At 41.5% G+C, this 12790-nt stretch carries 17 protein-coding genes; all 17 read left to right on the forward strand.

Annotated features, from left to right (window positions below; all coding sequences use genetic code 11):
* Positions 1 to 78 precede the first annotated feature (78 nt).
* The 17 genes from spoIIIAA (at position 79) to ACRYKC_RS13830 (ending at position 12781) form a co-directional block, all read left to right on the forward strand.
* On the forward strand, positions 79 to 1053 hold the full coding sequence (spoIIIAA, locus tag ACRYKC_RS13750; protein ID WP_433807292.1) for a stage III sporulation protein AA: 975 nt from the start codon (positions 79 to 81) through the stop codon (positions 1051 to 1053).
* Positions 998 to 1507, forward strand: coding sequence for a stage III sporulation protein SpoIIIAB (spoIIIAB, locus tag ACRYKC_RS13755; RefSeq protein WP_433807293.1), 510 nt, complete (start codon positions 998 to 1000; stop codon positions 1505 to 1507). The genes spoIIIAA and spoIIIAB overlap by 56 nt, the downstream gene beginning before the upstream one ends.
* Positions 1508 to 1523: 16 nt before the next feature.
* Positions 1524 to 1730 carry a stage III sporulation protein AC gene (spoIIIAC, locus tag ACRYKC_RS13760; RefSeq protein WP_035547729.1) on the forward strand — a complete coding sequence of 69 codons (207 nt, stop codon included), beginning with the start codon at positions 1524 to 1526 and terminating at the stop codon, positions 1728 to 1730.
* A 3-nt stretch (positions 1731 to 1733) separates the two neighbouring features.
* Positions 1734 to 2132, forward strand: coding sequence for a stage III sporulation protein AD (gene spoIIIAD / locus ACRYKC_RS13765; RefSeq protein ID WP_085029564.1), 399 nt, complete (start codon positions 1734 to 1736; stop codon positions 2130 to 2132).
* Between the two features lie 16 nt (positions 2133 to 2148).
* A complete protein-coding gene (gene spoIIIAE, locus ACRYKC_RS13770; RefSeq protein WP_433807294.1) occupies positions 2149 to 3324 on the forward strand; it encodes a stage III sporulation protein AE in 1176 nt (391 codons plus the stop codon).
* A gap of 12 nt (positions 3325 to 3336) precedes the next feature.
* Positions 3337 to 3939, forward strand: coding sequence for a stage III sporulation protein AF (gene spoIIIAF / locus ACRYKC_RS13775; RefSeq protein WP_433807296.1), 603 nt, complete (start codon positions 3337 to 3339; stop codon positions 3937 to 3939).
* Positions 3932 to 4549, forward strand: coding sequence for a stage III sporulation protein AG (gene spoIIIAG, locus ACRYKC_RS13780; protein WP_433807298.1), 618 nt, complete (start codon positions 3932 to 3934; stop codon positions 4547 to 4549). Before spoIIIAF ends, spoIIIAG begins: the two co-directional genes overlap by 8 nt.
* A gap of 12 nt (positions 4550 to 4561) precedes the next feature.
* Positions 4562 to 5122, forward strand: a complete 561-nt coding sequence (locus tag ACRYKC_RS13785) for a SpoIIIAH-like family protein (RefSeq protein ID WP_433807300.1) — start codon at positions 4562 to 4564, stop codon at positions 5120 to 5122.
* Positions 5123 to 5306: 184 nt separating this feature from the next.
* Positions 5307 to 5813, forward strand: coding sequence for an acetyl-CoA carboxylase biotin carboxyl carrier protein (gene accB, locus ACRYKC_RS13790; protein ID WP_433807302.1), 507 nt, complete (start codon positions 5307 to 5309; stop codon positions 5811 to 5813).
* Between the two features lie 15 nt (positions 5814 to 5828).
* Positions 5829 to 7184: an acetyl-CoA carboxylase biotin carboxylase subunit gene (gene accC, locus ACRYKC_RS13795; protein ID WP_433807304.1), complete on the forward strand. Its 1356-nt coding sequence runs from the start codon at positions 5829 to 5831 to the stop codon at positions 7182 to 7184.
* Between the two features lie 18 nt (positions 7185 to 7202).
* Complete coding sequence (locus tag ACRYKC_RS13800) at positions 7203 to 7607, forward strand: Asp23/Gls24 family envelope stress response protein (RefSeq protein WP_433807306.1); 405 nt, start codon at positions 7203 to 7205, stop codon at positions 7605 to 7607.
* 140 nt (positions 7608 to 7747) lie between these two features.
* A complete protein-coding gene (gene nusB, locus ACRYKC_RS13805; RefSeq protein ID WP_433807308.1) occupies positions 7748 to 8125 on the forward strand; it encodes a transcription antitermination factor NusB in 378 nt (125 codons plus the stop codon).
* 23 nt (positions 8126 to 8148) lie between these two features.
* Entirely contained in the window at positions 8149 to 9003 is an 855-nt protein-coding gene (gene folD, locus ACRYKC_RS13810) for a bifunctional methylenetetrahydrofolate dehydrogenase/methenyltetrahydrofolate cyclohydrolase FolD (RefSeq protein ID WP_433807310.1), read from the forward strand.
* A 12-nt stretch (positions 9004 to 9015) separates the two neighbouring features.
* A complete protein-coding gene (gene xseA, locus ACRYKC_RS13815; RefSeq protein ID WP_433807312.1) occupies positions 9016 to 10371 on the forward strand; it encodes an exodeoxyribonuclease VII large subunit in 1356 nt (451 codons plus the stop codon).
* Complete coding sequence (locus tag ACRYKC_RS13820; protein ID WP_433807314.1) at positions 10358 to 10597, forward strand: exodeoxyribonuclease VII small subunit; 240 nt, start codon at positions 10358 to 10360, stop codon at positions 10595 to 10597. Before xseA ends, ACRYKC_RS13820 begins: the two co-directional genes overlap by 14 nt.
* Positions 10594 to 11472 carry a polyprenyl synthetase family protein gene (locus tag ACRYKC_RS13825; RefSeq protein ID WP_433807316.1) on the forward strand — a complete coding sequence of 293 codons (879 nt, stop codon included), beginning with the start codon at positions 10594 to 10596 and terminating at the stop codon, positions 11470 to 11472. Before ACRYKC_RS13820 ends, ACRYKC_RS13825 begins: the two co-directional genes overlap by 4 nt.
* A 709-nt stretch (positions 11473 to 12181) precedes the next feature.
* Positions 12182 to 12781 (forward strand): hypothetical protein, encoded by a 600-nt coding sequence (locus ACRYKC_RS13830; RefSeq protein WP_433807318.1) that lies wholly within the window; start codon positions 12182 to 12184, stop codon positions 12779 to 12781.
* Positions 12782 to 12790: the final 9 nt, after the last annotated feature.

Below are 12790 nucleotides of genomic sequence, written 5' to 3' on the forward strand. Positions count from 1 at the left end.
TTTTATATCATTTAACCTGTCATAAGAGTGAGAGAGGGACATACATATGAAGTAAACCATATAAAGGAGTTAGAAAGGATGAAAGAGATTATCAGGTTGTTTCCTGATCACTTTCAACTTCTCTTAAAAAAGAATGTGAATTGGGAGACAGTCCAAGAAATTCGTTTAAGAGTCCAGCACAAAATTGAAATCCTTGATTCGACCACTAACGCTTGTTTGTCACAAGGCTGTTTATCAGCTGCAGATCTATCTTATGTTTTAAACCAGATCAGTCAATTCTCACTCTACCGATTCAAAGATCAGTTGAAAGATGGATTTATTACCATTGAGGGTGGCCACAGAGTAGGACTTGCTGGAAAGGTAAACACAATAAACGACAAAGTGGATACCGTAAAGCACGTATCTTTTATGAATATCCGAGTAGCAAGGTCAACAAGAGGCCACGTAGAACCGTTGCTGCCTTATCTATATCATGATGGCAGGTGGACAAGCACTCTGATCATAGGACCGCCACATTCTGGAAAAACTACCTTACTTCGTGAGTTGGCACAAATGATAGGGTCTAACCGCATTTATCCAGCTTCAAAGGTAGCAGTTGTCGATGAAAGATCAGAAATTGCAGCGAGCCTGCAAGGAGTTCCTCAATTGGACGTAGGGTCCAGAACAGATGTGATGGATGCCTGTCCGAAGGCAGAAGGCATGATGATGATGATACGCTCAATGTCACCTGAAGTCATTGTAGTTGATGAAATTGGAGGGATACAAGATGCTGATGCAGTCCGAGAGGCTGCTTATACGGGGGTTGAGGTCATTTGCAGTATTCACGGGGATAGTTTCGAATCTGCAAGAAATCGTCCGTCAACGAATTCTTTAATAACGGAAAAAGTGTTTGATCGTTATATAGTACTTGGGAGGCTTACGGACAAAAAACCTGGAGCCACAATGGTTCTTGATGAAACTGGACAAGTTATTGCACAAATGGAAAGGAGGAGAAACGATGGAGTGGCTCGGAGCTCTAATAATCCTGTCCGTCACCACTTGGGCGGGTTTTGATATAGCGGCTCGTTACAAAAAAAGGCCAGGACACATTAGGCAATGGAAAAATGCGCTTCAAATGATTGAAGCAGAAATGGTGTTCGGCCAATCGTCCTTATGGGAAGTTTGTGAAAACCTATCTCTCCATCTTCCTGAACCGATTGGAAAATTTTTTAAAAGTATCACGGAAGAAAAAGAATATTGTTCTGATTTCTCTGAACGGTGGACGAGTCATTTAAAAAAACATTGGTCCATGAATGCACTGACGAAGAGTGAGTGGGAAATTTTGACCCAGTTTGGCCAAACTCTTGGACAGCACGACTTAGAGCAGCAGCAGAAGCAGATCCAACTAACTCTTCATCATCTCGATCGTGAACTTAATGAAGCACTGGAAGTTTGCGAGCAATATCAAAGAATGGCACGCGGAATGGGAGTCTTGAGTGGGTTGTTAGTTATCATTCTTATCATTTAAAGGGGGAAGGGGCATTGTGCTGCAGGATGCAACGATTCTTTTTCAAATAGCAGGTGTCGGAATTATCGTCGCTATGATTCATAGCATTTTAAAACAGATGGGAAAAGAGGAAATTGCTCAAGCTGTTACGCTGACTGGCTTCATTATTGTACTTTTTATCGTACTTTACAGGCTGGCGGATTTGTTCCAACAAATAAAATCAGTATTTCTGTATCAAGGGTAGCTTATGGATATTATCCAAGTCGTATCACTGGGCTTAATAGCGGCACTTTTAATTATCTTGTTAAAAGAGCAAAAATCTTCCGCCGCTTTTTTGCTTCTTTTGTTTACGGTTATTATTATCTTTTTGTCCATCTTAGACCAAGTAAAATATATATTTACTCTTCTCTCCTATATCGCTGACCAGGCCCAAGTGGAACCTGTCTATTTTAAAACAATTTTAAAAATTATCGGAATTGCTTATATCGCAGAATTCGGAGCGCAACTGATCAGAGATGCAGGTTTGAATTCATTAGCATCAAAAGTGGAGCTTGCAGGGAAGCTGTTTATTCTCATGCTTGCGATTCCTATTGTCACAGCTGTCATTGAAACGATACTGAATTTCATACCCGGGCACTTAGGATAAGATAGCGAGGTATCCAATGAAACGATTATCTATCATAAGCTTTGTTCTATTTATTCTGATATGTTTTCCGTCGGTTTCGTTGGCTTCGACTTCACCTTCCACTTCACCAGAAGAAGTACCATCCATGCTAGATCATGTTTCAACAGAGGAGTTGGAAGCTAGCTGGAAAGAATTGAGTCAAAAATATGGTGAATATGTACCTACCTTCACAATGGATAATTTTAGAGAATATATCCAATCCGAAGGCTCAATAAAATCGTCGGATTGGTTCTCTGGATTACTAAAATTTTTCTTTCACGAGCTGATGGTGAATGGTAAACTCCTTGCTTCACTATTGTTTCTTACTTTGTTCAGTACATTGCTGCACTCGGTGCAATCTTCCTTTGAGAATTCTGTTGTGAGCAGAATTGCATATCTTGTGATCTATTTGGTTTTATTAACACTTGCACTGGAAAGTTTCCGTCAAGTGATTGGTTATACGCTTGATGCCATTGATAGAATGAGCAGCTTTATGATAGGACTTCTTCCTTTACTATTAGGCATCATGGCTTCATTTAGCCATCTGATGTCGATTTCATTTTTCCATCCGATTATCGTTGCACTCGTACAATCGAGCGGGCTTTTGGTTAAATACCTTCTAATCCCTTTGTTTGCATCTTCAGCACTGTTGTTGATCATCGGTGGGTTGAATGATACCTATAAAGTTGATCAGCTCGCTGAACTGCTTAGGAAGACAGGGCTTGCTGTAATGGGAATCTTTTTAACCATTTTTTTAGGGGTCATTTCTGTCCAGGGCACGGTAACAGCCGTACAAGATGGGGTTACGATGAAGACAGCCCGGTTTGTCACAGGGAATTTTGTTCCTGTAGTGGGGCGTTTGTTCACGGATGCTACCGACACTATCCTAGGGGCATCCCTCGTCTTAAAAAATACATTAGGTATTGCCGGGGTCGTCATACTTTTGGGCATAGCCATATTCCCTGCATTAAAAGTGTTTGCTATAGCTATTATATATAAATTGGCAGCCGCCCTGCTGCAACCGCTTGGTGATGGTCCAATTATAGAAGCAATGTCTGTTGTCAGCCGCCATATCATGTATGTGTTTGCGGCTTTACTTATGGTATCGATGATGTTTTTTCTTGTCATCGTCATTATGGTCGCAGCTAGCAATATCACAATGATGGTGAGGTGAGAGGGCATAGTGATGAATGTATTTACAGAATGGATTACGAGGATCGTACTTTTTCTTTTATTAGCTATGGTGGCCGATGCTCTTCTTCCATCAGGCCTGATGAAGAAATACGCCCGGCTTGTCATGTCCATTTTACTGCTGCTCATTTTTTTAGGGCCGCTCCTCCAAGTACTTAAAGTCGATCCGAATCAACTGTTGAAATCAGCTGAATATTCTATGGATCAACAAGTAGACACTTTAGCTTTAGATGAAAGTATAGAAAAGAAGAAAAATGAAATAGTTGAGGGACAAGACGCATATAAATTAGAACAGGTTACCCAAGCTTTAGCGAAAGAAATGGAAGAACCGCTTAAACAAGACCTCCACCTGCAGCTGGTCAACCTTGATATGAGCTTTCTGAACAAACCCTATCAAATGGAGACACTGGACAAGCTGGTGGTGACACTTTCACCGGTAAAGGAGAAAGCACCGGTTGATGAAGTGAATATTTCGATCATGGATAAGCCCAGCTCTGAGGAAAACAAAGAAGATGAAGAGGTTCGAGATTGGATAGCTGATCACTTGGACTTAAACAAAGATCAAATCGAGATCCGCTGGGAGGAAGAGGATGAGTAAATGGTGGAATAAACTTTTGCAACCTTTGTCTGGGAAAGAAGGCAGTAAAATAAGCAAGCCTAAATATGTGATTGGGTTAGGTCTGATTGGGGTGCTGTTTATCTTAACAAGCAATTGGTTCCAATCTTCAGGACAACCAGAGCCGGAAATGCCATCTCAAACTTCATCTGAACAAAAAGCAGAAGCAGAATCTCCTGAAATGACAGACTCCATCTCTTTGCTGGAATCAGAATATGAAAAACAGCTTAAGCCTCTTTTGGAAAATATCGAAGGGGTTAGTGCGGTGGATATAATGATTAATTTATCAGCCACACATGAAAAAGTGTATGACAAAAATTTAATTATAAGTAAACAAACCACACAGGAAACAGATAAGAATGGAGGGGAGAGGGAGATTGAGGATTATTCAAAGGAAGAGCAATTAGTCCTTGTCCGTCAGGGGGATCGTGAAGTTCCTTTATTGACCAAAACTCAAAAACCAGCTGTTAGCGGTGTATTTGTCACAGCTAAAGGGGTTGACCAAATGAAAGTGAAGGGGTGGGTGGTCGAAGCAGTGTCCAGGGTGCTTGATGTCCCGAGCCACAGAATTTCAGTATTGCCTAAACAATAAGGAGGGTTTCTCTTGGTAAAAAAACAAACCGTATGGTTACTCACAATGTTAAGTCTTTTGATCGTTTTGAGTGTATATTATATGACGTCTCCTGATAATGGAGAAATGGCTTTCATACAAGAGGATGAATTCGCTGAAATGACGGAAGAAAAGAGTGGAGCAGAAGGAATGGACGGGGTCGAGACAACAGGAGATGGTACTGTGATTTCACAAGTGTCGACGGATGAATTATTTGCAGCCATTCGCCTCGATATGAAAAATGAACGAGATCAATTACAAGAACAGCTATCTGACATTGTAGCGTCCAGTAATTTCACAACACAAGAAAAAAATGAGGCGCTAGAAAAGATTGAAACGTTGAAAGAGACTCAATCGAAAGAATCCATATTAGAAAATACAATCCGTGCAAGTGCCGCTTATGAGGATGTATTAGTAAGAGCTGAAGAGGATACGGTCCACGTCACAGTGATGTCGGATGAGCTTTCAAAAACAGAAACTAATCAGATTATCCAAATGGTTTCGGATGAGTTTGGTCAAAAAGAAGTTCAAGTTCAATTTCAGCCTGCAAGTTAAGGTTTACCCTTCTGATCTGAATGGTCAGGGGGATTTTTTTTGTTCAAAAATTAATTAGCAATCATTCCTAATTAAAACGCTTTCCCATAACCAAGTTGCAGTCAGGTACCATTATGTCGTAGAATATTAAGAGGAGTTTTTAGTACCAGTTATAAAAGTAATTATACATAAAGGGGTGCCAGACATGTTAAAGGTACAAGAAATTCGTGAAATTATTAAGTTAATCGACAAATCAAATATTGATGAATTCTGTTATGAATCTGATGGAACAAAGGTTTCTATGAAGAAACAGCAGGGGCAAGTCGTCACAGAACCTGTACAAGTCCAGGAGACAGCTAAGCCACAGCCGGCTCCACAACAGGAGCCGACAGCAAAAGAACCTGTCCAGCAAAAAGAAGAGCCAGCTCAGAAGCAGGAATCACCTGAAACAGAGCAAGGTAGCAGTGATTATGACCAAGAGATTACTTCACCGATGGTCGGTACATTTTATCAATCTCCGTCACCTGAAGAAGGTCCTTACGTTCAAGAAGGCGATCAGGTGAAAGAAGACTCAGTCGTATGTATTGTAGAAGCGATGAAATTATTCAATGAAATTGAAGCGGAAGTATCTGGTGAAATCGTCGAAATTCTTGTCAAAGACGGTGAGTTAGTCGAATACGGCCAACCGTTGTTCCGCGTAAAGTCTAAATAACGGGGGATGAGTTTTTTGATTAAAAAAGTTTTAATTGCAAACAGAGGAGAGATCGCTGTTCGCATTATCCGTGCCTGTAAAGAGATGGGGATTGCGACTGTAGCGGTTTATTCTGAAGCAGATAAAGAAGCACTACATGTGCAGCTTGCGGACGAGGCCTACTGTGTAGGACCTAAATTGAGTAAGGATAGTTACTTGAACTATACAAACATCATGAGTCTTGCCACACTTACTGAGGCAGATGCGATCCATCCTGGATATGGATTTCTTTCTGAAAATGCAGAGTTTGCTGAAATGTGCGAGGAATGCAATATCACTTTTGTTGGACCATCCTCTTATGCGATTCAAAAAATGGGTACAAAAGATGTGGCCAGAGAAACTATGAGGGAAGCAGGTGTCCCGATCGTCCCTGGTTCTGAAGGAATTATTAAAGACGAGAAAGAAGGGCTTCAAGTAGCAGAAGAGATTGGCTATCCGGTTATTATTAAAGCGACAGCTGGAGGCGGAGGTAAAGGTATCCGCGTAGCCCGCGATGAAGAAGACCTTAAAAAAGGTATTCGTATGACTCAGCAAGAAGCTGAAACGGCATTCGGAAACCCTGGGGTATATATAGAGAAGTTTATCGAGAACTTCCGCCATGTCGAGATACAAGTGCTCGCTGACAATCATGGTAATGCTGTTCACCTTGGAGAGCGTGATTGTACAATCCAGCGCCGTTTGCAAAAGTTAATCGAGGAGACCCCATCTCCAGCGATATCCGAAGATATGCGTGAAAAAATGGGGGATGCTGCTGTAAAAGCAGCTCTCGCTGTTAACTATTCTGGTGCAGGGACGGTTGAGTTCATTTTCGATAAAGAGGAAGACAAGTTTTACTTCATGGAAATGAATACAAGAATTCAAGTAGAACACCCCGTTACAGAAATGGTGACTGGTGTTGATTTGATTAAAGAAATGCTTTTAGTCGCAAACAATGAGAAACTTTCCTTCAATCAAGAAGAAATTGAATTTGAAGGCTGGTCTATTGAATGCCGAATAAACGCAGAAGATCCCTTCAAAGATTTTATGCCTTCTGCAGGAAAAATAGATATGTATTTACCGCCAGGCGGCCTTGGCGTACGAGTAGATTCAGCTGCTTATCCAGGATATATGATTCCACCTTATTATGATTCCATGGTCGCTAAGTTGATTACTTACGGTAGAGATCGTGACGAAGCGATCCGTCGAATGAGACGAGCTCTAGACGAATTTGTTATTGAAGGTATTCATACCACCATTCCATTTCATCAGCGCATGATGGAACATGAAATCTTTGTTGGCGGAGACTTTAATACGAAATTTCTAGAGAAGTATACTATAATGAAAGACGAATAAGGAAAAGGAGTGGTCGTTGTGAACGAGAAGCAATTGTTGAATGTGACAGATGGGTCTACACTAGGCAATATTGAGATTGCTCCTGAAGTAATTGAAGTGATCGCGGGCATTGCCGTTTCTGAAGTTGCTGGTGTCGCTTCAATGAGAGGCAACTTTGCTTCCGGTGTCGCAGAGCGCTTAGGAAAAAAAGATCATGGAAAAGGTGTAAAGGTCGAGTTGACTGAAGACGGTATCTTAATCGATGCTTATGTTGTCGTGGACTATGGAATTTCTATTCCGGATACGGCACAAAAAATCCAAGATAATACAAGGCAGGCTCTAAAAAACATGACCGCACTTGAGATTAACGAAATCAACGTTCATGTGGTCGGTGTGAAAATGGATTCTAAGGAAGAAGAAATCGAAACACAAGACTATCAATAAAATAAGCCGGAGAGGGGAAACCCTTTCTGGCTTTTTTCTATGAAGTCTTGTCTTACTAATGCGACAAATTAGTTGGGAATAGCTTTTATTATAGTAAAATGTTATTATGCTAACGGATATTACCTTAAAGGAGAATGTACATGAAACGACGCACAGCCCGAGAAAAAGCTTTCCAAGCCTTATTTCAAATCAATAATAGCGATATTGATACGGATGAAGCTATCCAGCATGTAGTAGAAGAACCGGTCGTAGATGCTTTTCTACATGACCTTGTCCACGGGGTAATGAATCATCGGTCTGAAATTGACGATCGGATTTCGAGCAACCTTGATAATTGGTCGTTTAACCGGCTTCCTAAGGTTGAGAAAACAGTACTGCGTATGGCTGCTTATGAAATGAAGTATAAAGAGGATGTGCCAGCACAGGTGGCTATCAATGAAGCTGTAGAGCTTGCGAAAATCTTTGGCGAAGAAGATTCAGGCAAATTCGTCAATGGTGTCTTATCAAAAATGGTATAAAAATTCAGAGGGGGAACTAGAGAATGTCAGCTGAAGTTATTTATGGAAAACAGTTAGCCGAAGAATTGCGTCAAGAGATGAAAGAGGAAGTCAGCGAGCTTCACAACCATAACATTCATCCGAAGTTAGTTGTCGTTATTATCGGAGAAGACCCTGCGTCTATGTCTTACGTTAAGGGAAAGCAGCGAGCTTCTGAGAAGATAGGGTTAGATTCTGAATTAATTGAGCTTCCAGAATCAACTTCAGAAAAAGAACTTCTAGACTTGATTGATCAACTAAATGAGGATCAGACTGTTCATGGTATTCTCGTTCAATTGCCACTGCCGGATCATATTGAAGATCAAAAAGTGATTGAAGCGATTACCCCTGAAAAAGATGTGGATGGGTTCCACCCAATTAATGTCGGGCGTTTGCTGACAGGACAAGAAACGTTTTATCCTTGTACACCATACGGGATTATGGTTATGCTAAAACGCGCGAATATCACTATTGAAGGAAAGCATGTTGTCATTGTCGGGCGAAGTAATTTAGTTGGCAAGCCTGTTGGACAATTATTGCTAAATGAAAATGCAACGGTTACTCATTGTCACTCAAGAACGAAAAATCTTCGTGACCATACTAAACAAGCAGATATCTTAATTGTAGCGGCAGGGAAGGCTGGTTTGATTACAGGTGATGACATTGAAGAAGGTACAGTCGTAATTGATGTAGGTGTCAACCGTGTGGATGGAAAATTAACCGGAGATGTAGACTTTGACTCTGCCTGCGAAAAAGCTTCCCATATTACACCTGTTCCAAAGGGAGTAGGGCCGATGACGATTACAATGCTTCTTCATAACACGATTAAAGCAGCGAAACGGATCCACAATCATCAATAAGGAGATTTTTGTGTGAACGATCAATATCTTACGGTTACAGCGTTAACTAAATATATAAAACGAAAACTCTCGAGCGATCAACATTTAAAAAATGTTTGGCTTAGAGGGGAAATTTCTAATTTTAAGCATCATAGCCGCGGGCATATGTATCTCTCTTTAAAGGATGAGCAAGCACGCATTCAAGCTGTGATGTTTGCTGGCAATAATCGTAGCCTCAAATTCTCTCCTGAAAACGGTATGAACGTCTTAGTGAGAGGAGAGATCAACGTTTATGAACCAATGGGGCAATATCAACTGTATATTCAAGATATGCAGCCTGATGGAATAGGAGCCCTTTACCTTGCTTTCGAGCAGCTTAAGGAGAAGCTTGGCAAAGAAGGAATATTTTCTGTAGAGCGAAAAAAAGCGATTCCTACATACCCTAATCACATTGCAGTGATCACATCACCGACAGGAGCGGCAGTCCGAGATATATTGACCACAATCAATAGGAGATATCCAATTGTACCTGTCTCAATTCTACCGGTTTTAGTGCAGGGAGACAGGGCACCGTTATCGATTGTGAGAGCTATTGAGTATGCGAATGAAAAGTTAGATGTGGATGTGTTAATCGTCGGCAGGGGTGGAGGTTCAATCGAAGACTTATGGGCATTCAACGAGGAAATTGTGGCTAGAGCGATTGCCAATTCTAAAATCCCTGTCATCTCAGCTGTCGGGCACGAAACAGACACGACAATCAGCGATTTTGTTGCAGATATAAGGGCTGCTACACCATCTGGTGCTGCTGAGCTTGCGGTCCCTTCCATCATTGAACTCAATGAGCAAATTCAGGCGTTAAAGCATAGGATTATGCGGGCGATGGAAACAAAACAAACCAATGGAAGGCAAAGGCTCTCTCGCCTTGAGAAATCCTATGCCTTTAAATACCCCGAACAACTGATGAAACAAAAAGAACAGGACCTGGACCGCCTCCTTGAAAGACTTTCAAAGCAAATGGCCATCCACCACGACCAAAGAAGAGAAAAAGTGTCCAATTTACAGAACCGTTTATTTGTTCAAGGACCAGGTGCTCAAATCAAAGAAGGCCGTCACCGTCTGCAAAGCAATACAAAACAGCTTCAAGCAAGATTTGAAGATGTTTGGAATAAAAAACAGGAGCAATTCAGAGTGAACTTGGAGAAATTGTCTTTACTGAACCCTTTAGAAATAATGAAACGGGGATACGCCATCCCTTTTTCTGAAGATGGAGAAGTCTTGAAACAAGTGAGTCAGGTTAAGAAAGGCAGTAACTTTTCTTTGAAAATGCATGGGGGATCAGTAGACTGTAGGGTGTTGGATGTAGAGGAGGATGAATATGACAGAGAATAAGGAAGAACTAAGCTTTGAACAAGCTATGGATCAACTAGAAGCCCTCGTTGAAAAGCTAGAGACGGGTGAGGTTCCACTTGAAAAAGCGATTCAATATTATCAGGAAGGCATGAAGCTTTCTAAGATCTGCAATGAAAAACTTGGGAATGTCGAAAAACAGATGCAGCAAATAATGAATGAGCATGGAGAATTCGAACCATTTTCCATTCAGGAGGAAGACTCGTGAGCTTGACTGATTATTTGGCCGAGAAACGTGAGCTTATTAATGAACAATTAAAGCTCTATGTCAGGGATTATTCAACTCCTGGTAGGCTTCAAGATGCCATGCTGTACTCTATCGATGCAGGAGGAAAACGGCTAAGACCCATCTTGCTATTAGCTACAGCCAAAGCCTTTGGAGCGGCAGAAGAAAAAGCAATCGCCGTGGCTTGCAGTCTTGAAATGATTCACACATATTCCCTTATCCATGATGATCTTCCAGCAATGGATGATGACGATGTTAGACGTGGATTGCCTACCAACCACCGTCGTTTTGATGAAGCAACGGCCATTTTAGCAGGTGATGCTCTTCTGACTTTAAGTTCACAAATTATTGTGGAAGATGTACACCTTAAAGATAACGAAAAAGTATATCTTGTTCGCGAACTTTCTAAAGCGAGTGGTCCAAGGGGGATGGTTGAAGGGCAAATGATGGACATGCTCAGTGAAGATAAAAAAATCTCTTTAAAAGACCTTGAACACATCCATAAGAATAAAACAGGGCAGTTGCTTACGTTTTCCATCATTGCTGGAGCCTTCCTTGGTGAGGCCAGTGAAACTAGCTTAAGTGAAATGAAAAAAATGGGGAATGCGCTCGGTCTAATTTTTCAAATTCAGGATGATATTTTAGATGTCACTGGTGATGCAGCAGTCATGGGCAAGCCTATTGGAAGTGATGAAGGAAACAATAAAAGTACTTATCCTAGTTTACTGGGGCTTGAAGGCGCTAAATCCCAAAAAGAGCATTATGTGATGACCGCGAAAAAAGCATTGACCAAGGCAGGTGTCGACCAGACAGTGTTATCAGAGTTAATTGACTATTTAAGCAGCCGTGATCATTGATTCAATTGTTTTAGATTGAGTGCTTAGCTTGAATGTGATATATTAAGATTAGAAAAGGAATGGTGCAGTATCCTAGTCGGCCCTCCGTTCCTGAAGGCGGGCCTAAAAATCCGCCAAAGGGCACATCGATGAAGTTCCTTGTGTTGGCTTGAGGCGCCCAGCCTTGGGTCGATGCTGGGAGTTAAGGTCGCAGGGCGATCCACAAAGGCATGTGGGCGTTGACCCTGCTTCCGCGGAGGCCCATTACTGTAAGAATGTCTGAGCCAGATGTTCTTATGGAATGGGGTATGAACCTGCAGTATATGGAGTAACATCTATATGCGCAGCGTAGCCTGCCTTGAGTGGTTTTGAGGGGATTACAGTCATGTGAGCATCAACCAACTTCAGATGGCCACTGAAGCGTAGATGTGTTAACTGTATGAAATCATAACTGCAAAAGAGGCTAAGGAACGGCTAAAGGCTGTCGGGGAAATCCCCTAGGCTGTTCACATTCAGGACATGATTCAGGAATTATAGTGCGGACTAAGTGGCAATCTAGTCCAGCTTTCGGAAACGGAGCTGAGTCGAACTTAAAGGGGAACCGCCAGAGTGGTGACACTCGGTGTTCGATTGGGAAAACCTACTAGACCTAAGCCGCAATTTTTACCTGTTTCGTGACCATTCCTTTCGCTACATAAGTTTCAAATTATGGTTAATATTGAGGTTGAGAATGGACAATAAATTTAGAAAATCCTTAAAATTCAGTTTAAGTATTGCCGTTATCACATTTGTGTTAGCGGCTATTTTTTCAGTTATATCGTCTTCAGTTCTAAGCGGAGTCATTTGGATTATCGGCTTAGTTATTGTTTTCATTATCGTGTTCATCGGTGTTATCTTTGATATGTTAGGGATTGCGGCAACAGCAGCAGAAGAAACTCCCTTCCATGCTATGGCCTCTGAGAAAGTTGCTGGAGCGAAAGAAGCGATTGTAATCGTAAGAAATGCAGACAGATTCGCTAGTTTCTGCAACGATGTTATAGGGGATATATCAGGTATAGTTAGTGGGACGGCTTCCGCTGTAGTTGTCATACAGCTTGCTAATACTTTTGGCTACTCCGAAGGCTCTACAGTGCAAATTACTATTTCTGTCGTATTAACAAGTGTGGTAGCAGCTTTGACCGTCGGGGGAAAGGCTTTAGGAAAATTCTTTGCCATCCACTCTTCAACAAAAATCATCTTTTTTGCCGCTCGAGTGATCGGATGGTTAGAAAAAAAGCTGAAGGTTAGACTGTTATCAAATGCGACAACTTCCAATAAAAAAACAAGATAAATACAAGGG

This window comes from Halobacillus sp. A1-3 (assembly GCF_050971765.1).
GTDB classification, from domain to species: domain Bacteria; phylum Bacillota; class Bacilli; order Bacillales; family Halobacillaceae; genus Halobacillus; species Halobacillus mangrovi_B.